The sequence below is a fragment of the Pantoea sp. GL120224-02 genome (assembly GCF_900215395.1).
GTDB lineage: Bacteria > Pseudomonadota > Gammaproteobacteria > Enterobacterales > Enterobacteriaceae > Pantoea > Pantoea communis.
Genome location: NZ_OBEC01000016.1, coordinates 44,699 through 65,703 on the forward strand (window position 1 = coordinate 44,699; position 21,005 = coordinate 65,703).

At 51.9% G+C, this 21,005-nt stretch carries 22 protein-coding genes; 11 read left to right on the forward strand and 11 right to left on the reverse strand.

All coding sequences use genetic code 11. From position 1 onward, the window contains the following. Positions 1-95: 95 nt before the first annotated feature. Together dut and coaBC are read right to left on the reverse strand one after the other, a co-directional pair. Positions 96-554, reverse strand: coding sequence for a dUTP diphosphatase (gene dut / locus CRO33_RS22535; RefSeq protein ID WP_034823835.1), 459 nt, complete (start codon positions 552-554; stop codon positions 96-98). Next, complete coding sequence (coaBC, locus tag CRO33_RS22540; RefSeq protein WP_097119652.1) at positions 532-1,752, reverse strand: bifunctional phosphopantothenoylcysteine decarboxylase/phosphopantothenate--cysteine ligase CoaBC; 1,221 nt, start codon at positions 1,750-1,752, stop codon at positions 532-534. The genes dut and coaBC overlap by 23 nt, the downstream gene beginning before the upstream one ends. A gap of 189 nt (positions 1,753-1,941) precedes the next feature. Between coaBC and radC the strand changes: the two genes are divergently transcribed. The 4 genes from radC (at position 1,942) to mutM (ending at position 4,144) form a co-directional block, all read left to right on the forward strand. After that, on the forward strand, positions 1,942-2,598 hold the full coding sequence (radC, locus tag CRO33_RS22545) for a RadC family protein (protein WP_097119653.1): 657 nt from the start codon (positions 1,942-1,944) through the stop codon (positions 2,596-2,598). A gap of 243 nt (positions 2,599-2,841) precedes the next feature. Then, a complete protein-coding gene (gene rpmB, locus CRO33_RS22550) occupies positions 2,842-3,078 on the forward strand; it encodes a 50S ribosomal protein L28 (RefSeq protein WP_007885297.1) in 237 nt (78 codons plus the stop codon). A gap of 18 nt (positions 3,079-3,096) precedes the next feature. After that, complete coding sequence (gene rpmG / locus CRO33_RS22555) at positions 3,097-3,264, forward strand: 50S ribosomal protein L33 (RefSeq protein ID WP_001051798.1); 168 nt, start codon at positions 3,097-3,099, stop codon at positions 3,262-3,264. A gap of 70 nt (positions 3,265-3,334) precedes the next feature. Continuing rightward, complete coding sequence (mutM, locus tag CRO33_RS22560; protein WP_097119654.1) at positions 3,335-4,144, forward strand: bifunctional DNA-formamidopyrimidine glycosylase/DNA-(apurinic or apyrimidinic site) lyase; 810 nt, start codon at positions 3,335-3,337, stop codon at positions 4,142-4,144. On the opposite strand, the gene coaD is transcribed toward mutM, so the two are convergent. The 6 genes from coaD to CRO33_RS22590 all read right to left on the reverse strand — a co-directional run bounded on the left by coaD (position 4,145) and on the right by CRO33_RS22590 (position 10,032). Further along, positions 4,145-4,630, reverse strand: coding sequence for a pantetheine-phosphate adenylyltransferase (gene coaD, locus CRO33_RS22565; RefSeq protein ID WP_097119655.1), 486 nt, complete (start codon positions 4,628-4,630; stop codon positions 4,145-4,147). It abuts the gene before it with no gap. Continuing rightward, a complete protein-coding gene (locus CRO33_RS22570) occupies positions 4,627-5,403 on the reverse strand; it encodes a glycosyltransferase family 2 protein (RefSeq protein ID WP_097119656.1) in 777 nt (258 codons plus the stop codon). Before CRO33_RS22570 ends, coaD begins: the two co-directional genes overlap by 4 nt. Before the next feature lie 3 nt (positions 5,404-5,406). Continuing rightward, positions 5,407-6,681, reverse strand: coding sequence for a lipid IV(A) 3-deoxy-D-manno-octulosonic acid transferase (gene waaA / locus CRO33_RS22575; RefSeq protein ID WP_097119657.1), 1,275 nt, complete (start codon positions 6,679-6,681; stop codon positions 5,407-5,409). Between the two features lie 85 nt (positions 6,682-6,766). Continuing rightward, the gene (locus CRO33_RS22580) at positions 6,767-7,900 is read right to left on the reverse strand and encodes a glycosyltransferase family 4 protein (protein WP_097119658.1); all 1,134 of its coding nucleotides are present in this window, start codon (positions 7,898-7,900) and stop codon (positions 6,767-6,769) included. Next, positions 7,893-8,969: a putative lipopolysaccharide heptosyltransferase III gene (rfaQ, locus tag CRO33_RS22585; protein ID WP_097119659.1), complete on the reverse strand. Its 1,077-nt coding sequence runs from the start codon at positions 8,967-8,969 to the stop codon at positions 7,893-7,895. Before rfaQ ends, CRO33_RS22580 begins: the two co-directional genes overlap by 8 nt. Positions 8,970-9,042: 73 nt before the next feature. Beyond that, positions 9,043-10,032 carry a glycosyltransferase gene (locus tag CRO33_RS22590; RefSeq protein WP_097119660.1) on the reverse strand — a complete coding sequence of 330 codons (990 nt, stop codon included), beginning with the start codon at positions 10,030-10,032 and terminating at the stop codon, positions 9,043-9,045. A gap of 177 nt (positions 10,033-10,209) precedes the next feature. On the opposite strand from CRO33_RS22590, the gene CRO33_RS22595 reads away from it, so the two are divergent. Further along, complete coding sequence (locus CRO33_RS22595) at positions 10,210-11,241, forward strand: glycosyltransferase family 9 protein (protein WP_097119689.1); 1,032 nt, start codon at positions 10,210-10,212, stop codon at positions 11,239-11,241. A 2-nt stretch (positions 11,242-11,243) separates the two neighbouring features. Here CRO33_RS22595 and CRO33_RS22600 read toward each other — a convergent pair whose 3' ends face one another. Continuing rightward, on the reverse strand, positions 11,244-12,206 hold the full coding sequence (locus CRO33_RS22600; RefSeq protein WP_097119661.1) for a polysaccharide deacetylase family protein: 963 nt from the start codon (positions 12,204-12,206) through the stop codon (positions 11,244-11,246). Positions 12,207-12,392: 186 nt separating this feature from the next. On the opposite strand from CRO33_RS22600, the gene CRO33_RS22605 reads away from it, so the two are divergent. Then, complete coding sequence (locus CRO33_RS22605; protein WP_097119662.1) at positions 12,393-13,475, forward strand: glycosyltransferase; 1,083 nt, start codon at positions 12,393-12,395, stop codon at positions 13,473-13,475. A gap of 35 nt (positions 13,476-13,510) precedes the next feature. On the opposite strand, the gene tdh is transcribed toward CRO33_RS22605, so the two are convergent. Both tdh and CRO33_RS22615 read right to left on the reverse strand, forming a co-directional pair. Continuing rightward, positions 13,511-14,539, reverse strand: coding sequence for an L-threonine 3-dehydrogenase (tdh, locus tag CRO33_RS22610; protein WP_097119663.1), 1,029 nt, complete (start codon positions 14,537-14,539; stop codon positions 13,511-13,513). Next, positions 14,536-15,744, reverse strand: a complete 1,209-nt coding sequence (locus tag CRO33_RS22615) for a glycine C-acetyltransferase (RefSeq protein ID WP_097119664.1) — start codon at positions 15,742-15,744, stop codon at positions 14,536-14,538. Before CRO33_RS22615 ends, tdh begins: the two co-directional genes overlap by 4 nt. A gap of 231 nt (positions 15,745-15,975) precedes the next feature. On the opposite strand from CRO33_RS22615, the gene rfaD reads away from it, so the two are divergent. From rfaD to CRO33_RS22640, 5 genes are read left to right on the forward strand one after another with little or no spacing between them, the layout of a single operon-like run. Next, positions 15,976-16,908: an ADP-glyceromanno-heptose 6-epimerase gene (gene rfaD, locus CRO33_RS22620; RefSeq protein ID WP_045815712.1), complete on the forward strand. Its 933-nt coding sequence runs from the start codon at positions 15,976-15,978 to the stop codon at positions 16,906-16,908. A 17-nt stretch (positions 16,909-16,925) separates the two neighbouring features. Next, a complete protein-coding gene (gene rfaF, locus CRO33_RS22625; RefSeq protein ID WP_097119665.1) occupies positions 16,926-17,969 on the forward strand; it encodes an ADP-heptose--LPS heptosyltransferase RfaF in 1,044 nt (347 codons plus the stop codon). A 2-nt stretch (positions 17,970-17,971) separates the two neighbouring features. Next, entirely contained in the window at positions 17,972-18,934 is a 963-nt protein-coding gene (rfaC, locus tag CRO33_RS22630) for a lipopolysaccharide heptosyltransferase RfaC (RefSeq protein ID WP_097119666.1), read from the forward strand. Continuing rightward, positions 18,935-19,843, forward strand: a complete 909-nt coding sequence (locus CRO33_RS22635; protein ID WP_097119667.1) for a sugar glycosyltransferase — start codon at positions 18,935-18,937, stop codon at positions 19,841-19,843. Next, complete coding sequence (locus CRO33_RS22640; RefSeq protein WP_097119668.1) at positions 19,821-20,978, forward strand: O-antigen ligase family protein; 1,158 nt, start codon at positions 19,821-19,823, stop codon at positions 20,976-20,978. Before CRO33_RS22635 ends, CRO33_RS22640 begins: the two co-directional genes overlap by 23 nt. Positions 20,979-21,005 lie beyond the last annotated feature (27 nt).

Genomic DNA, 21,005 nt, shown 5'->3' on the forward strand with positions numbered 1-21,005 from the left:
TTCACCAAAAACAGGCAATACTGCCTCGTCAGCCACAAGCAGTTTGGCCCATAGCGACGAGAGATAAAAAGATGGCTTGCGAAAAGTGTCGCGTGTTACTGACGACCAGAGTGGCCAAAACCGCCGGCGCCGCGATCGCTGGTGTCAAAATCTTCCACCAGGTTGAATTCGGCTTGTACCACCGGAACAAAGACCAGTTGTGCCAAACGGTCGCCAGGCTGCAGCGTAAAGCTATCCTGACCACGGTTCCAGACGGAGACCATCAGTTGGCCCTGATAATCGGAGTCGATTAAGCCCACCAGGTTGCCCAGCACGATTCCATGCTTATGGCCCAGACCTGAGCGGGGCAAAATCACAGCGGCCAGCGCAGGGTCAGCAATGTGAATCGCCAGACCAGTTGGCACCAGCGTGGTCATGCCTGGGGAGATCTCCAGTGCACCATCAAGGCAAGCACGCAGATCGAGACCCGCAGAACCCGAGGTGGCATAAGTTGGCAGTGGGAATTCGTTACCCACGCGCGCATCCAGAATTTTAACGTCGATTTTTTTCATCATAACGGCTGACAATCTCGTCTATTAATTGTTGGCCAAGGAGCGTCTTATCACTGAGCGGTAAGACTTTTTCTCCTTCCTGCCAAAAAAGGTGAAGAGCATTGGTGTCGCTATTGAATCCCTGTCCTGCCTGCGCCACATCGTTCGCGCAGATCAGATCCAGATTTTTTCGCACCCGTTTTTGCCGCGCGTATTCTTCCACATTCTGGGTTTCGGCAGCAAATCCCACCACATAAGGGCGATGTTTCTGTAATGCCGCTACGCCTGCGACAATATCCGGGTTCTTCACCAACTGCAGCGTGACGTTATCATCGCCACCCTGTTTTTTGATTTTCTCTGCGGCAATGTTTGCCGCCCGGTAGTCTGCCACGGCAGCGCTGGCAATGAAAATATGTTGTTGGCTGATTTGCGCCATCACCGCCGCTTCCATTTCCAGTGCACTCCCCACATCAACGCGCGTGACGCCAGCGGGCGTAGGCAGTGTGACCGGGCCCGCCACCAGTGTCACCGTTGCGCCACGTTTTGCGGCGGCGGCGGCAATGGCGAATCCCATTTTACCGGAGCTGTGATTGCTAATGTAACGAACCGGGTCCAGCGCCTCACGGGTTGGGCCCGCGGTGATCATAATGTTGAGATGTTGCAGATCGTTGACGGGCGCGGCCCACTCCAGCGCATGAGCGACAATTGCCAGCGGATCAAGCATGCGGCCGGGACCTACATCGCCGCAGGCCTGGCTGCCGCTGTCCGGCCCCCAAATCAGAACGCCTCGCTGATCCAGACGCTGAAGATTCTCCTGGGTGATAGACGCACGGTACATCTGCTGATTCATGGCCGGCACGAACGCCAGAGGTGCTGCGCTGGCGAGGCAGGCGGTTGTCACCAAATCGTTAGCCATCCCTGCCGTGATGCGTGCAATCAAATCGGCGGTCGCGGGGGCCAGCACAATCAGATCAGCCCATTTCGCCAGCTCGATATGGCCCATAGCGGCTTCAGCGGCAGGGTCGAGTAAATCATCCAGCACCGGATATCCGGAAACGGCTTGTAAGCTGAGCGGAGTGATAAAGGCTTTCGCTGCATCAGTCATCATGACACGCACCTCTGCGCCACGATCGCGCAGACGACGAACCAACTCGGGTGTTTTATAAGCAGCAATACCGCCGCTGACGCCGAGCAGAATTTTTTTTCCGGCTAATCCCGTCATGTTCTTTGCCTCAACTCAAAACGGATTGCCGCTGTGATGCGGCAGATGCAGGCAACTTTATCACAAAATCCATCGACCGCCTTTTCACGGCCTGCGCCCTTTGCGAGATGGCTCTGAAATCGCGACCGGCTTGCTGGTATGCCTCCTGGCAAATACGCACAATCGCCCTGACCCAGGAAGGAGAATGTCATGACGGAACTGGCCCCACGAGAAAAACTGGCCATCACAGGCGCAGAATCATTGAGCGATGCAGAACTGTTAGCGATTTTTTTGCGCACCGGCAGCCACGGTATTCCGGTGATGGCGCTGGCGCGACAAATGCTTAACGAGTTTGGCTCGCTATATCGCATCATGACCGCAAATGAAACAGAACTGAGCGTGATTAAAGGCGTAGGCACGGCCAAAATTACCCAACTGCATGCAGTGGCTGAACTGGGGCGACGTTTTTTCGCCAGTCAGCTGGCGCGAGAAAATGTGATGGAGAATCCACAGGTGACAAGGCATTACTTGCAAAGCGTGCTGGCGCATCAGGAGCGAGAGGTTTTTATGGCGCTATTCCTGGATAATCAGCATCGGGTTTTGCAGGCGCAAAAGATGTTTACCGGCAGTATTGCCAGTGTCGAAGTGCATCCACGTGAAATTGTGCGCGAAGCGTTAAAACTCAACGCGGCCGCCGTGATTTTGGCGCATAATCATCCTTCCGGCATAGCCGAGCCCAGTCGCGCCGATCGTGATATTACCGGTAAAGTCGGGCAGGCTTGCGCGCTGCTGAATATTCGCTTACTTGATCATTTGGTGATCGGTCACGGCGATTATACCTCCTTCGCTGAGCGCGGTTGGCTGTAAAATAACCATCCGATTGCGCAGAAATGATGCATTTCCGCGCGATCCATCGGGATCTTTATTTGTTCGGGACTTGAGCACTTGGGCTGAGCGGCGTATACTACGCCACCTTTGAGAATCTCGGGTTTGGCGTTTGGGCCAGCTTAGCGGGTTCACATGGAACTCGCTTGGGCGGGCTAAGGCCTGACGAGGCGGCCAAAACCTAGTTTTTAAAGCTCGAGCTGATTTGATTTTTGGAGAATAGAAATGTCACGAGTCTGCCAGGTAACTGGAAAGCGTCCGGTAACGGGTAACAACCGTTCCCACGCAATGAACGCGACGAAACGCCGTTTCCTGCCGAACCTGCACTCTCACCGTTTCTGGGTTGAGAGCGAAAAGCGCTTCGTTACTCTGCGTGTATCTGCTAAAGGTATGCGTGTTATTGATAAAAAGGGCATTGATACGGTTCTGACCGAAATCCGCGCCCGTGGTGAGAAGTACTAAGTACTAAGGAATTGAATCATGGCTAAAGGTATTCGTGAGAAGATCAAGCTGGTTTCCTCTGCTGGTACAGGTCACTTCTATACCACCACGAAGAACAAACGTACTAAACCAGAGAAACTGGAACTGAAAAAGTTCGATCCGGTTGTACGTCAGCACGTGATCTACAAAGAAGCCAAAATTAAGTAATTTTGGTGTTCTTGCGAAAAACCCGGCTTCGGCCGGGTTTTTTGTTTCTGCGATTTGTTGAGGAGATGACATGCCTGAATTACCAGAGGTAGAAACCAGCCGACGTGGTATTGAGCCACATATGGTGGGCGCAACGATTTTGCATGCGATTGTGCGTAATTCACGCCTGCGCTGGCCGGTCTCGCACGAAATTCATGCGCTGAGCGACCAACCAGTGTTGAGCGTGCAACGGCGCGCAAAATATCTGCTGCTGGAATTACCCCACGGCTGGATCATCATTCACCTCGGCATGTCTGGCAGTTTACGCATGTTACCGGGTGAGCAACCCGCGGCTAAGCACGACCACGTCGATTTGGTGATGAGTAACGGCAAGGTGCTGCGTTACACCGACCCACGTCGCTTTGGTGCATGGCTGTGGGCCTCTGAGCTTGAAGGCAGCAGCGTACTGGCACATCTCGGTCCTGAACCGCTCAGCAGCGAATTCGATGGTGCTTATCTGTTTGAGAAGTCACGTGGAAAGCGCACGGTCATTAAACAGTGGCTGATGGATAACAAAGTGGTGGTTGGCGTGGGCAACATTTATGCCAGTGAATCACTGTTTACCGCCGGGATCTTACCCGATCGACCGGCGATGAGTTTGAGTCGTGATGAAGCGGAGTTGATGGTGGCGACAATCAAGGCCGTCTTGCTGCGTTCGATTGAGCAGGGTGGCACCACGCTGCGTGATTTTCTGCAAACCGATGGCAAGCCCGGCTACTTTGCCCAGGAATTGCAGGTGTACGGTCGGGCGGGCGAACCCTGCCGAGCCTGCGGTACGCCAATCGTCAGCGGCAAACATGGCCAGCGCAGCACCTTCTGGTGCCCTCGCTGCCAGCATTAATCAGGGCTGCGCCAGTTTTGTCAGCAATGCCTGATGCACCACGGCAGGCAGAAATGCCTGCACATCACCTTTATGACGCGCCACTTCCTTCACCAGCGATGATGACACGAATGAGAATCCTTCGGACGGCATCAGAAACACGCTCTCCAGTGTAGGTAGCAAATGACGGTTCATCTGTGCCAGCTGCAGTTCATATTCGAAATCTGACACCGCACGCAGTCCTCGCACCAGCACATTGGCATTTTGCGCTTTGGCGAAGTTCGCCATCAAATCGCTAAAACCCAGCACCTCAACATTGGCTAAGTGCTGAGTGGCCTGCCGTGCCAAATCCACGCGCTCATCGAGTGTAAACAGCGGCTTTTTGCTGGGGCTGGCGGCAATAGCAACCACGATGCGATCAAACATCTGCGCCGCGCGCGTCACAATATCCACATGGCCCAACGTGATGGGATCGAACGTGCCGGGATAAATCGCTTTGGTGCTCATACGCGACCTTGTGTTGAGGTGTGATGCAGCGCCCAGAGCGCTGAGTATTTGTTAAAGGTGTATTGCGCGTTGACGACGGCCAGAATCCAGCCCTGCTTGCCGTCGAGGAATCCGGCGCGCAGCAGCAACGTCTTAAGGAATGCGCCTAACGTGTGGCTGAAAATCGAGAAGATGCCACAACGCTTGCCTCGCTGAAAACGTTCTTGCGCCCAGGCTTCGGCATAATTCATCTGTTTACGTTGGAAAGCAATCAAATCGCGGCAGGTGAGATGCTGGAGATCGCCTGGTAACGTCACCACCGGTGCGCCCTGAGTTTCCAGCGATTCGTGCACCAGATTGTCATTGTAATTGAGTACGCGAGGATAGAGGCGCATCACGCGATCCGGATACCAGCCACTATGGCGCATAAAGCGGCCAAGGAACAAATTGCTGCGTCCCAGGCAATAAACAGTATCAGAGGGTGGTTGCTCCAGTACGTTTTCAATCGCGCGGCGTAACTCGGGCGTGACACGCTCATCGGCATCCAGCATCAGAATCATATCGCCGCTTGCATGGGCTTGTGCACGCTGGCGCTGCTTGCCGAAGCCCGCCCAGCCTTCAGCCTGATGCACCTGCGCGCCGTGCGCGCGGGCCACTGCTACGGTGTTATCCTGGCTGCCTGAATCCAGCAGCACAATCTCATCTGCCCAGCTCACTGAGGCCAGCGCCTCCGGCAGCAATTCAGCTTCGTTTTTGGCGATCATCACCACGGAAAGACGTTGGCGTTGTGGCATGCGTTAATGAGCTCGTGGCGGCAAATGTGGTTCGAGTAACTGTAGCAGACGCTGCAATGCGCCCTGATTTTGATGCAGCACTTCGACTGCGTGGCGGCCGTAATAGCGGCGGTAATCATCATCCTGCAGCAGATTGGCCACCTGTTTCTCCAGCGAAACCACGTCCGTGACGGTGATCAGGCCTTCAGCCTGCTGCAATTTGGCGCAGATATCTTTGAAGTTCCAGATATGCGGACCCATCAGCACCGGAATGGCATGCGCAGCGGGTTCCAGCGGATTATGACCACCGCGTTCTACCAGACTGCCGCCGACAAAGGCGATATCCGCAATGCCGTAAAGCAGCATCAATTCACCCATGGTGTCGCCAATCACCACCTGCGTTGCACCAGACGGAATTTCACCGCTGCTGCGCAGAGTGAAACTGAAACCGCGCTTTTGCGTCAGCTCGCAGGCATCTTTGAAACGTTCAGGATGGCGTGGCACCAGAATCAGCAACAGATCGGGAAATTGCTGCAACAGGCGACGATGCGCATCAAGGATGATGGTCTCTTCACCCTCATGTGTACTGGTGGCGATCCACACCGGGCGGCGCGATGCCCATTGACGGCGCAACGTGACCGCACGGGCCGCCAATTCCGGCGTTACAGAGATATCAAATTTCAGGCTACCGGTGACGGCGAGATGCGTACGCTTGAGGCCCAGGCTCAGGAAACGCTCAGCATCCTCGTTGTTCTGCGCCGCAATCAGCGTAATACGCTGCAGCAAATCGCGCATAAAGCCACCGAGCTTTTTATAGCCTTTGGCCGAGCGCTCTGACAGACGGGCATTGGCGATCACCAGCGGAATTTGGCGCTGGTGCAGAATACGGATGATGTTCGGCCACAACTCGGTCTCCATGATGATCACCAGACGAGGTTCAACGGTATCAAGGAAACGGTTAATCGAACCGGGCAAATCATAGGGCAGATAGACATGATGCACATCTTTACCAAACGCGGACTGAGCGCGTTCGGAACCGGTTGGCGTCATGGTAGTCACGGTGATCGGCAGAGTAGGATAGCGATGGCGCAATGCGCGTACCAGCGGCACGGCGGCCAGTGTTTCACCCACAGAAACCGAATGCAGCACAATGCCGTGCGGTTCAACTTTTCCCACACAGTAGCCGTAGCGTTCTGACCAGCGTTTACGATAGGCCGGTGCTTTTCGACCGCGCAGCCACAGGCGCAGCCAGATCAGTGGCTGTATTAAATAGAGCAGGGCTGTGTATAGAGTTGTCATAGTTATCGTTACGACAGATTCGCGTCAAAAAACACATGAAAGGCGGCATGTTATCAGAAACTGACCGCCTGCTCATACCACTTCGTCAGCTGGTCTTCAGCACCTGCTGATAGAGTGAAGTCAGGGACTGCGCCAGCCGCTGTGGACCAAAAGGTTCGATTCTGCGGCGTGCGGCTTCACCCATGGCAGAATTCTGCGAAAGTGCAGGTGTGGCGACAATGGCGTCATTTAATGCCTTGATATCTAATGCATCACAAACGAAGCCTTCCTGACCGGCTTGAATAAATTCTGCGCCGCCACAGCCGGTGCTGGTAATCACGGCCAAACCGCAGGCCATCGCTTCAAGCACCACATTCGGAAAAGGATCATAAAGCGTGGGCAACAGTAAGGCGTCAGCGGCGTGATAATAGGGCTGCACATCCTGCTGCACGCCAACAAAGCGCAAGCGATCAAGGCAATTAAGCTGGTTAGCCAGCTGCTGATAGCGTGAAAGTTGTTTGTCCTGGCCAACCACAACCAGATAGCGATCGCTGTGGGCGAGTGCTTCAATGGCGGCTTTCAAGCCTTTGCGCTCAAAGCCTGAACCCACGTAGATCATCACCGTGGCATCCTGTGGCAGCGTCAATTGCTGGCGTATGGCGTAGCGCTGAGCTTCAGTTGCTGGCTGGAAACGTTGGCTGTCGATGGCGTTATGAATCACGTGAATCTTGCTGGCATCTAGCGTGAAATGACGCAAAATATCCTGTTTCACCATCTCTGAGTTACAGATCACCGCTTTCAGTGATGCTGCATTGAACATCTCTGCTTCAGCCTGCAGAACATAACGATGGTAAGGACTCAGGCTGGCGCTCAAACGCTGCCAGGGTGAGACGATGCGCGCACGCTGTTCCAGCCATACGCGATGCACGCCATCACCGGCGCGGAAAATATCGCAGCCCGCAATGCGTTCGTGGCTCTGCACGATATCGAACTTCTCACGTTCCCAACATGCACGTGCCGCGTGGGCAAAACCGCGTTCGCGCGATACGCGTCCAAATTTGGCGGGATTGCAGATGTGCAGATGCCAGGCTGGATTGGGTGTGCCCTGCCAGCTGCGTGTGATGATATTCAGATCGAGCTGCTCGCTGTCCAGTGCTTCCAACGCCCGCGAGATGAAACGCTCGGCACCGCCATCCGGACGATATTTCTGCCGGACAATCGCCAGGCGTAACTTAGTCATGCAAAAAACTCCTGGCGGCGGCCACCACATCATCCACCGGAATGGCTGAGAGATAGCGCTGTTCTGTTTTGGTATCGATGTCGTCTGGCGAAGGCAGCGGTGCGTAATCACCGGCCCAGATCACGCGATTGTTTTCACCCCACGGACGCCAGTGTTGCAGTTTGGTGGGGCCAAACAGCGCAAGACAGGGCGTATCGAGTGCGGCGGCCATGTGCATGGGGGCAGAATCCACACCGATAAACAGCTGCGCGGCATCAATCAATGCCGCCAGTTGCGGCAATGAAAGCTGCCCGGCAAGTGAAACCACATTCTGGCTATGGCACAGCGCCTGAATGTGAGCGATCATCGCTTGCTCATGCTTGTCAGGTGCGGCAGTCAGCACGATGGTATGACCATCGGCGGCGAGCGTATCAATCAGCTGCGCGACCTTTTCATCTTCCCAGCATTTGAATACCCAACGCGATGTTGGCTGTAACACGATAAACGGCCCGCTGACCTTTTGCTGAACCAATGCATCCTGCACTTTCTGTTTATCTGCCGCACTAAAGTGCATTGAGGCTTTTGCACCTTCTGCGCTGATACCTAGCGGTTCAAGCGCCGCCATATTCTGCTCGACGGTGTGCAATTGATTATGTGTTTTTGTCGAAACCAGATAGTTATGGCACCAACGCCACAGAGCGTGATCACGTTTGGCGTAGGCAAAACCAATGCGCACCGGCGCAGCTGAAAAACGTGTGATAATCGCGCTGCGCCATTGATCGGCGAGGTTAATGACCACGTCATAATGGCAGGCACGTACAGCTGAAAGCAGCGCCATCTCATGGCGAAACTTCTGCCAGCCGCCCTCTTTTTTCCAGTTGCGGTCAATGATGTGCAACTGGCGAATAGCGGGGTGCGCTTCCAGCATCGGCCGCGTCTCTTTGTATAACAGGACGTCAATGTTGGCGTCCGGATAGCGCTGGCGCAGCGCATTGATAACGGGCGTGGTCAGCAGCATATCGCCGTGATGGCGCAGCTTGATCAGCAGAATGTTTTTCGGTGCAAATTGGGCTGGAATCGGGCTTGCCATACTCAAATGATCTCAAATTTCAGTGAGCTGATTGTAGGGCAAACCCCTATAGGGCGAAAGCCAGCCGCGACGCTTATTTGTTACGCCAGCGATAAATCCGACTCAGCCATAACAGCAGTTGATACCACTGCCGCGCGCCGCGTGCATTCCGCAGCATACGTTTATGGGTTTGCGTGGCAAACAGATCCGCAATCATCGCCTGCCGTGCGCTCTCTTCCGGTTCACGGCGAATGGAATGGCAGACGCTGAGCGCTTCACGCGTAATTTGATAATGGAATGCGGGATAGATTTTAACTTTATCGCAATAGCGTGCATTGATCTCTTCCAGCATCTGCGCGATTTTCAGGTAATGGCGTTGATACTCGACATTTCGTTGACCGGTGCGTTTGCGGTTGCTGATGGAAGCATCGTGCAGGTAGTAGCGGTAGAGCATTTGATCGGTGTAGCGCACGCGTCTGGCGTTGAACATGAACTCTGTGGTCCAGGGAATATCCTGATGATGTAACCCCGGTTCGAAAGTGAGATTGTTTTGTTCAATCAGTTCACGGCGATAAATACCCAGCCATACCACGTGCATATATCGATGCGTCTGCAGTGCGGTGTTCAGCCATTCTGGGCCGCTCAATACATCGGTGCTGGTTAAGCGATCCAGGGGAATCAACGGTTTGGTCGTCTGGCTGGCTTTGAAAAACCACTCCGCATTACACTGCGCGGCATCGAGATTGTCTCGCTCGGCCATCTCAACCAGTATTTGATACATGGTTGGGCTCATGGTGTCGTCTGCATCCGGGAATGTGACGTACTTGCCTTTTGCGACGGCTAATCCGGCATTGCGTGCCCGTGAGACGCCACCATTAGCCTGGTGAATAACCCGCACCTGAGAATATTGATGCGTATAAGCCTCAGCTCGTTCGCCTGAACCATCGGTGGAACCATCATCGACAATGATGATCTCGAGATCTGTCAGCGACTGCGCCAGTAGAGACTGCATAAACGTCTCGAACATCGCGCCAGCGTTGAACATGGGTGTAATGATGGAAAGTGCGGGATTATCAAGCGACATTGTTATTTATGGTTTTATGAATTATTTACGATTTTATAACGTTAATTATTGCTAAGAAATTCAGAACTTTTTGGACATTAATGGTCAAAAGTAGTTAGCTCGCTGGCATTTTTGCGCTTTTAGGAACGGTTCTGGCCGGAATGTTTGGCATCAATCCTTTTTACCCTGGGCATCAGTATGAAAAACATCCTTGTTATCCGACGCGATAACATTGGCGATATGGTGTGTACCACTCCACTGCTGGAAGGTTTGAAACGCACTTTTCCTGACGCAAAAATCACCCTACTGGTTAATAAGATTGCTCAGGATGTGGTGAGCCATAATCCTCACGTTGACCGTCTGTATGTCTACAAAAAAGCCAAACATCGCGGTAAGAACGAAACCACACTCGGTGTTTACTGGCAGCGCGTAAAAATCATGCTGGCACTGCGTAAAACGCGCTTTGATGCCACGATTTTGGCTAATCCGGTGCCGTGCAAATACAGCTTACGCCTGGCGAAAATGGCCGGCGCGCACAATATTATTGGCGCTGCTTTGCCCGACGTTCAGCTGGATCATCCGTTCCATAAAAGCGATTTTCAGGGCAGCCATCAGGTCGAACATACCTTTTCTTATCTCTCTGCGTTGACTGACAGCCTGCCTGAAGTGCCATCTGTGAATCTTTATCTCGCCGATGCAGAACGTGAAACCGCGAAAGCGCGGGTTGCACAAAGCTTCGCCTCACCAGGCAGGGTATATGGTGTGCACATCAGCAGCCGCAGCCCAAAGCGTCGCTGGCCTATAGCCAGTTATGCGGCTTTTATCAATAAGCTGCTGGAAGATGAGCAGGCGCGCGTGCTGGTGTTTTGGTCGCCTCAAGGCACGTTGGATGCCCATGACAAAGGCGATGCGGCACGTGCTGATGAGTTGATGCAGTTGGTCAATTCACCGCGCGTAGCGCGCTATCCCACCGCATCAGTGCGCGAAGTCATCGCAGGTTTTGATAGCTGCGAGCAAATTTTGTGTAGCGATGGGGGGCAGATGCATCTTGCCGCCGGGCTGCATAAAAAGCAGGTGGTGTTCTTTGGCGATACCAATGCGACGTTGTGGCATCCATGGTCGGGTGAGTACCAGATTATGCAGACCGATTCCGGAGAATGTCGTGATATCTCACCGGAAACGGTCTGGCAGGCATGGCAGAAACTTAACGTACGGACTGCTGTAGCTTAAAACTACTGCTGTAGCTTAAAACTGTCGTGATATTCCGACAGAGTCTGGCCAACGAAACGGGGCGCTAACCAACTGAAGAGCGCCTCTAGATCCTCATAAAGCTGTTCGATATCGCGTTCGTTTTTAAACGTTGGGCTGCCGTCTGGCATGAACTCAGAGCTGTGCAGCATAAATTCCGTGTAATTATTGCCTTCTGCCAGCGACATTTCGACCACACGTTGCATATCCGCAAGATTACCGCCGGACGGGCGCAGCCAATGTACGGCGGGGCTTTTTTGCTTGCCGCGCAGTCGATACAGACTTTGTTTGAAGGTATTCATCAAAGGCGAGTATTTGTATTGAATACTCATAGGGATTTCGAGCAGTGAAGAGTTGCCGCTGCGTGAGATATCCTGCGGATCGATGAAATAAGGTTTGAACGGAAAATCTGTATAGTTTGTGCCGCCTTTACCCTGTGGTGCGCCGCGTGTGAAGGACCAGTTCACGCGCGGGGTAACGGAACAATCCACCTGATAGCCTAGTTCGGTGAGAATGGCGGCATAGCGTTCATCAAATGCCCAGCGCCCTGCACGATGGCTCAGCATTTTCGTCTGGAACTTTTCTTCCAACAGATCAGTCATATAAACGACTTTATCGCGCAGCACGGTATCCGGGTATTCGACCAGGAAAGGCTGCCAACGCCAGTCATCATCGGTGAGTGGCGCTTCTGGCGGACTGTTCCATGCATGCAGATGCATGCCAATCTCACCTTGTTTGCGCGCGATGACATCTTTGCCGAATTCCACGAAAGCAGGATCCATCGCCATTTCATAGTTGGTCAGCCAGGTGGGTTTAAAACCATAACGCTCGCACAGGTCCTGAAAACGTGGCAGATAGCCGGTATTTTCGGTGGTGATTGAACGGTGATTGCGCCAAAGGTTGTCGCCTTCAGTGTCAATGGTAATAAGGAACGCGTGCCGGGTCATGTTCGCCGCCTGAAGCCAATAAAATCGCAATGTTACGCTGAGCCATTCAGTGACGCAAAACTATTTGCCCGGGCAGGAAACAGGCGAAAAGCACGAAGGATCTGCGCTACTATCCTGGCCAGGACTGCACGCAATCACATGTTATTTCATTCAGACAGGTAGAATATTTTGTCAAAACGCATACTCATGGTGATAGATGGATTGCCGGGCGGCGGCGCTGAAAAAGTGGTTCTGACGCTGGTCACCGGTATGCTGGCACAGGGGCACCGTGTATCACTGTTTTCCCTGCGACAAGTGTGCGAGTACCCCTTGCCGAAGGGAGTGGATTATCAGGTCATTCTGGACACCAATCGTCGACCCTGGCGCAAACTCACCGAGCTGAGTCGTCGAGCCCGTTTGCTGGACGAAGCAGTACAACAGGCGGAGAAAACGGCAGGTGAATTTGATCTTGTGGTGTCTCATTTGCACAAAACCGACCGTATCGTGCGTCGAAGTCGCGCGCTGGATGCGAAGAAAATCTGGTTCTGCCTGCATGGCGTGTTTTCAGCCTCCTATCTTGGGCATCGCACCGGATTATCACGCTGGTTAAAGGCGCGTAAAATCCAGCAGGTTTATCAGGGGCGTAACGTAGTCGGCGTTTCACCCGCCGTGCTGGAGGATTTGAAAGAGGCCTTTGCTGTGAAGCTCACAGGCGAAGCGGTAATTGGCAATCCGTTCGATATTGCACTGATTCGGCAGTTGGCAGCAGAGCCCGCCGAAGTGCCTGAGTCTGGTTTTCTGGTGCATGTCGGGCGCTTCCACGAAACCAAACGGCATGACCGCCTGTTAAAGGCTTACGCATTAAGCAATATTCAGTTGCCGTTGGTGTTATTGGGGCAGGGATCGGCACAGCGTAAAGCCGCTTTAGAAGCCCAGGCACAAGCGTTAGGGATTGCCAATCGTGTTATTTTCCAGGGCTTTACACAAAATCCTTATGCATGGATCAGCCGGGCGGCAATGCTGATTGTCAGTTCGGATAGCGAGGGTTTTGGTAATGTGCTGATCGAAGCCATATTGTGTGGCACGCCTGTTGTCAGTACGCGTTGTCCGGGTGGCCCGATGTGGCTGTTGCAAGGTGATTTAGCGCGCGGCCTGGCAGATCTCAATCCTGAATCGCTGGCAACAGCAATGTGTGACATTTATCAGCACCCGCCGTTGTTAGCAGCGGATGCCTTTGCCGAATTTGATACGGCGGCAATCTGTCAGCAATATCTGGCGCTGATTAAGTGAAGCCATGGGAGGCCCAAAAGCCTCCCTGTGAATCCTTAATCCCAGCTCAATACCACTTTTCCTGAACGCCCGGATCGCATCTCGTCAAATCCCTGCTGGAATTCATCGATGTGGTAGCGATGTGTGATAATGGGCGTTAAATCGAGGCCGGATTGAATCAACGCTGCCATTTTGTACCAGGTTTCAAACATCTCGCGGCCATAGATGCCTTTGATGAACAGTCCTTTGAAGATCACCAGATTCCAATCGATCGCCATCTCGCCCGGCGGAATGCCCAGTAGGGCGATTCGCCCGCCATGGTTCATCACCTCCAGCAGGGTGCGAAACGCGGGAGGCGCGCCAGACATCTCCAGCCCGACATCGAAACCTTCGGTCATACCCAACTCAGCCATCACATCGCGCAGATTTTCCTGCGCCACATTTACGGCGCGTGTCACGCCCATCTGGCGTGCCAGGCCGAGGCGATAATCATTGATATCGGTGATGACCACATTGCGTGCGCCCACATGTTTGCACACCGCTGCAGCCATAATACCAATAGGACCAGCACCAGAGATCAGCACGTCCTCGCCGACCAGATCAAACGAGAGCGCGGTATGCACGGCGTTGCCAAAGGGATCGAAAATCGCTGCCAGCTCGTCAGAGATATTGTCGGGAATCTTGAAAGCGTTAAATGCAGGGATGACCAGGTACTCGGCGAAACAGCCCTGACGATTGACGCCGACACCCACGGTATTGCGGCACAAGTGAGTGCGACCGGCGCGGCAATTTCGGCAGTGACCGCAGGTGATATGACCTTCGCCGGACACACGATCGCCAAGGGTAAAGCCTCTTACCTCTTCGCCCATACCGACGACTTCGCCGACATATTCATGGCCAGTGATCATCGGAACGGGAATGGTTTTACGCGACCAATCATCCCAGTTGTAAATGTGAACATCGGTGCCGCAAATTGCAGTTTTACGAATTTTAATCAGCAGGTCGTTGTGACCAGGTTCCGGAATCGGCGCATCTTTCACCATCCAGATGCCTTCTTCAGCTCTTAACTTGGCTAGTGCTTTCATTTTGCGGCTCCTGCAATCACGCCCAACTGTTGACCAATGCGCGTAAAGGCGGCAACGGCATGTTCCAACTGTGCCTGCGTATGGCCTGCAGATATCTGAGTGCGAATGCGCGCCTGACCCTGCGGCACCACCGGGTAAAAGAAGCCGGTGACATAGATACCCTCTTTTTGCAGCAGGCTGGCAAACTGCTGAGCCACTTTTGCATCGCCAAGCATCACCGGGATGATGGCGTGGTCAGCACCCGCCAGCGTAAAGCCGGCTGCGGTCATCTTCTCGCGGAAGAATCGGGCGTTATCCCAAAGGCGCTGGCGTAACCCATCGCCTTCACTGAGCAGGTCTAACACCCGCAGCGAGGCGGCGACGATGGCAGGTGCCAGGGAGTTGGAAAATAGGTAAGGGCGTGAACGCTGGCGTAGCCATTCAACCACCTCTTTTTTCGCAGCCACATAGCCACCTGAAGCACCACCTAGCGCTTTGCCTAATGTGCCAGTCAGGATATCTACGCGATCCATTACGCCGCAGTATTCATGGGTGCCACGTCCAGTCGCTCCGACAAAACCGACCGCGTGGGAATCATCAACCATCACCAATGCGTCAAATTCGTCGGCCAAATCGCAAATGCCTTGCAGATTGGCAATCACGCCATCCATCGAGAACACACCGTCTGTGGCGATCAGAATATGGCGTGCACCTTTATCACGCGCTTCCTCTAACCGAGCACGTAACTCAGACATATTGTTGTTGGCATACCGATAGCGCTGGGCTTTACACAGGCGTACGCCATCGATAATTGAGGCATGATTGAGTGCATCAGAGATGATGGCATCTTCCGCACTGAGCAACGTTTCAAACAGACCGCCATTGGCATCGAAGCAAGAGGAAAACAGGATGGCATCTTCCATGCCGAGAAAGGCCGCCAGCTTTTGTTCCAACTGCTGATGAATATCTTGCGTGCCGCAGATAAAGCGCACGGATGCCATGCCGAAGCCGTGGGAATCCATGCCTTCTTTGGCGGCCTGAATAAGCGCGGGGTGATTCGCCAGACCGAGATAGTTGTTGGCGCAGAAGTTAATCACCGGAGGGCTATTAGCGACATGGATCTCAGCCTGCTGCGCCGACGTGATGGTACGTTCTTGTTTGAACAATCCATCGCTACGTGTTGTCACAAGCTGTTGACGGATTTGCGAATAAAACTGACTGGACATGATTCTGCTCCTCAGATAGCAAAATTTTGGAACATATTACTGATCAGGATGCATCGTGCCGACATTTCCGCCAGAGAAATCTTTGTTTTGCAGCATAGTTCACGCGATGGATGCAAATTGTGCAGCGGTTACGGAGTCATCTGGCTGCCTGTCTCGGGCTGAAATGTTATGATGTTAGGCATTCGTGCGTGAAACCTCCTGTTTCACCCCAACTCTTTAAAGGCAAAGCATATGATTATCGTAACCGGTGGCGCTGGCATGATTGGCAGCAACATTGTTAAAGCGCTGAACGATCGCGGTCTTACCGATATTCTGGTGGTGGATAATCTGAAAGATGGCACCAAATTCGTGAACCTCGCAGATCTGGATATCGCGGATTACATGGACAAAGAAGAGTTCCTCTCTTACATCATGTCCGGCGAAGATCTGGGTCCAATCGAAGCGGTGTTCCACGAAGGTGCCTGCTCGGCGACCACCGAGTGGGACGGCAAGTACATGATGGATAACAACTATCAGTACTCCAAAGACTTGCTGCATTTCTGCCTTGAACGTGAAATTCCTTTCCTGTACGCCTCATCCGCAGCCACCTACGGTGGGCGTAATGAAAACTTCATCGAAGAGCGCCAGTACGAGCAGCCGTTAAACGTTTATGGCTACTCAAAAATGCTGTTCGACCATTACGTGCGTCAGATTCTGCCAGAAGCCGATTCTCCGGTGTGTGGCTTCCGCTACTTCAACGTCTACGGCCCTCGCGAAGGTCACAAAGGCGGTATGGCGAGCGTGGCATTCCACCTCAACACGCAGATCAGCAACGGTGAAAATCCAAAGCTGTTTGAAGGTAGCGACGACTTCCGCCGCGATTTCATCCATGTTGACGATGTCGTTGCGGTAAACCTGTGGTGCTGGGAAAACGGTGTGTCTGGTATCTACAACTGTGGTACTGGCCGTGCGGAATCCTTCCAGGAAGTCGCCGATGCAGTACTGAAGTTCCATCAGCAAGGCCAGATTGAATACATCCCGTTCCCTGAGAAACTGAAAGGCCGCTATCAGGCATTCACTCAGGCGGACCTGACCAATCTGCGCGCAGCGGGTTATGACAAGCCATTTAAAACCGTTGCTCAGGGCGTGGGTGAATACATGACCTGGCTCAATCGTAAAGCATAAGGAAACCGGCACCAGCGATGAAAATTCTGGTCATTGGCCCTTCCTGGGTCGGCGATATGATGATGTCGCAAAGTCTCTATCGCACGCTCAAGGCTGAGCACCCGGATGCGGTCATTGATGTGATGGCGCCGGCCTGGTGCCGGCCACTGCTGTCACGGATGCCGGAAGTCAATCAGGCGCTGGCGATGCCACTGGGCCATGGCGCTTTGGCACTGGGTGAAAGGCGGCGTTTGGGCAAATCCCTTCAGGTCAGCAATTATGACCGTGCTTATGTGCTGCCAAATTCGTTCAAATCAGCGCTGGTGCCGTTCTTTGCAGGTATTAAGCGTCGTGTCGGCTGGCGTGGTGAGATGCGCTATGGCGTGTTGAACGATGTGCGTGTGCTGGATAAAGCCGCGTTTCCGCTGATGGTGGAGCGCTATGTTGCACTGGGCTACGACAAACCCATCGCCTCCGCACAACAGTTGCCGCAGCCCTTACTGTGGCCGCAGTTGCGTGTCGATGAAGATGAAAAGCGCATGACAGCAGCGCAATTTTCTTTGTCGGCCGATCGTCCTGCTATAGGGTTCTGCCCTGGCGCTGAATTTGGCCCAGCCAAGCGCTGGCCGCACTACCATTACGCGGCGCTTGCCGAGCAACTGATTGCCGAAGGGTACCAGGTGGTGTTGTTCGGTTCCGCAAAAGATCGCGAAACCGGTGACACTATTGTTCAGACGTTATCGGAATCAGCACGAGCGCACTGCAAAAATCTGGCCGGCGATACGCAATTAGAACAAGCGGTTATCTTAATTGCACATTGCGCGGCTATCGTCAGTAATGATTCCGGGTTGATGCACATTGCCGCCGCACTGAATCGTCCTTTGGTCGCCTTATATGGCCCAAGTAGCCCGGATTTCACTCCGCCGCTCTCTCATCAGGCACGCGTAATTCGTTTGATCTCTGGCTATCACAAAGTACGTAAAGGTGATGCCGAAGAGGGTTATCACCAAAGTCTCATTGATATTCAGCCTGCTCGAGTTCATCAGGAACTTAGCACGCTGCTGCATCCGGTGCAGGAGTAGCCATGCACGTTTTGATTGTAAAAACCTCCTCAATGGGGGACGTGCTGCACACGTTACCGGCGCTCACTGATGCGATGCAGGCCATTCCTGGCATCCGTTTTGACTGGGTCGTCGAAGAAAATTTTGCACAGATCCCCAGCTGGCATCCGGCAGTAGATAAAGTGCTGCCGGTGGCGATTCGTCGCTGGCGTAAACATTGGTTTGGTAGCCAGCAGCGTGAAGAGCGCGTTCTGTTTAAGCGAGACCTGCAATCGCGCCAGTATGATGTGGTGATTGATGCCCAGGGGTTGATCAAAAGCGCCGCGCTGGTGACGCGACTGGCTAAAGGCGTAAAGCATGGGCAAGACAGCCGCAGCGCGCGGGAACCCTTTGCCAGCTGGTGGTATGACAAACGCCATGAAATTAATAAACAGCAACACGCGGTTGAACGCACGCGTGAGCTATTTGCGAAAAGCCTGGATTATGCGAAACCGGAGACCCAGGGTGATTATGCCATTGCGGGACATTTCCTTTCTACGCTGCCCAACGATGCGCATCAATACCTGGTGTTTTTGCATGCGACCACCCGCGATAACAAACATTGGCCAGAGGCGCACTGGCGCGAACTTATTGAACGGGTACAGCCGACAGGTCTGCGAGTGAAACTGCCTTGGGGTGCTGAACATGAGCATCAGCGTGCATTAAGAATGGCGGAAGGTTTTAACCACGTTGAGGTGCTGCCAAAATTAGCGCTGGAGCAAGTGGCACAGCAGTTGGCGGGGGCACGCGCTGTCGTTTCGGTCGACACGGGTTTGAGTCACCTGACCGCCGCGCTGGACCGCCCGAATATTACGCTGTTTGGTCCAACTGATCCGGGGCTGATTGGGGGGTATGGGAAGAATCAGCATGAGCTACGCGGTGCAGGTGGCAGAATGCAGGCTATATCCGCCGTGAGCGTAATGGAAAAATTGCGGGAATTGCTTTGAATGGGATCAATATTTAAACAAATCTATCGTTATACCCATGAACGAGCTTATCGGCACAATGAAAATTTTTGGCCTCATATCAGAATTCAACGTGGAGCAGAAGACCATATTGAACGGCTAGTCTGGCGAAAAAATGAAATAAAAATTGAAGCATTAGATTCATTACGTAAAACCGTTACCAATGATATGACGATACTGGCAACTGGCCCGTCAGTGAATGATCTTGATTTTGAATTACTTTCAGAAACGACATTTATTGGTGTTAATGGCGCTTATCACCTACGAGATAAAGTCGTATTTTCATATTATGTTATTGTCGATCGCGGTTTTGTTGAGAATCGTTTTGATATTGTCGGAAAAGTACTGGGCGACCCTGAGTTGACGCTCTTTACAACAGTTCATTGCCTCAATGATATGTTGAATTGCATTGGAGTCGATAAGATAAAGTGTCGTTTGGCTATTATTGAAGATCTGAGTTATAAGATATTTCGAAAATCAGTAGTACCTGCTGAGTATGCTTTGAATTTCAATGATAATAAAGGATTATCAGTCTATCCAACTGATCCATTATCAGGTTTTTCATGGGATATCAGACAAGGTATTTTTGATGCGGGTACAGTGGCCTATTGGGCGTTGCAAATAGCCGTATGGCTCAGTTCAAATCGTATACTGTTAGCAGGGGTTGATATGAATAATTTTTCATCCCCACGATTTTATGAAAATGAAAATAATAAGCAGAAAAGCTTTTTAGGGGAAAACTTTACTCAAGTTATAAAGCCCGCATTCTTGAATGCCAGCATCGAGCTTAATCATGCAGGGATAAAGGTTTACAATTTGTCTATGAATAGTGGACTGACAGAGGAAATTTTCGAGAAGGCGACGCCAGATGTCATTTTTAAAAAAAACTGAAAGTTTAGAATTTATTGCATCTATTTCTTTTATGGCATTTTTATTTTTAATGACCATATTTACAGGTGTTGGAAAAGTAAATAATTTATTTCATCTGTCGATTACAACGATGATGATATTTTTGTTTTTCCAGCGAAAAAAGCTTAGTCTTCCCGAGCCATATCCCTGGAGGTCAATAGGCGTTATTGCACTATTCCTCATTTATTACAGTATTACGAACTTATGGACAAGTGTTCCAGAGAATATAATTTCAACTCTGAAGCATACCGTTTATCTTCTTTTTTTCGTTTGTATGTTTGATTACTGTATTAAGCGTTATGGTTTGCTGAAGGTTTATGGATGCATTTTTTACGGGTGTTTTATTGTCCTTGTTTTGACATTTATGTTGGTAGACAAAAGCACGCTACTGACTAATAGACTTGAAAACGGTTTTTTTGCCGCGCCAAAAAATGTCATTGATCTCGGTGGATATTTTGCTCTTGGTATTTTAAGTGCACTGATTATTGCCCGTGAGTCAGGCCGACACTGGATTTACATACCTGCATCGTTGCTCTTTATTGGCTTGATCTTGACGCAAAGTCGAGGTCCATTATTGGCTTTAATGGTTTCTTTAGCTGTCTTACTTGCTAAATATAAACATGTTCACCTTAAACATGTTTTGTATATCATGATTTCAATCGCTACTATTTTATTATTCTTCTACTTTACCGATTATGGCAGTGATTTTTATGCGCGCATTGTTTCCTCTTATGCGCAGAGTTTTATCAGATTTGGAATCTGGAATCATGCCATTTCAGATGCAATGATTCATCCCTATTTCGGTTGGGGGTTTGATAAGCAGCTGACATTTGTAAACAGTATTGGCCAACATGTTATAACCACACACAGTATTTATGTATCGGCCTTCTTAAAAGGCGGTGTGGTGGGTGTGCTATTTATGGCATCACTCATCCTGGTTGGCTTGTATCATGCGTATAGAAAGTATCATCAAGGCATGGGGTTAGAAGCCTCAATTTATCTCTTCTCTTTGATGTTTTTTGTTACTCAGGGGATGTTTGTGATTGGTGGACCAGGAGAAACATGGGTATTATTCTGGTTGCCATTAGCGATAGTTTTGTCATCCCGTAAGGCCTAGATAAAAACCACTACCAGATCGCTTGCT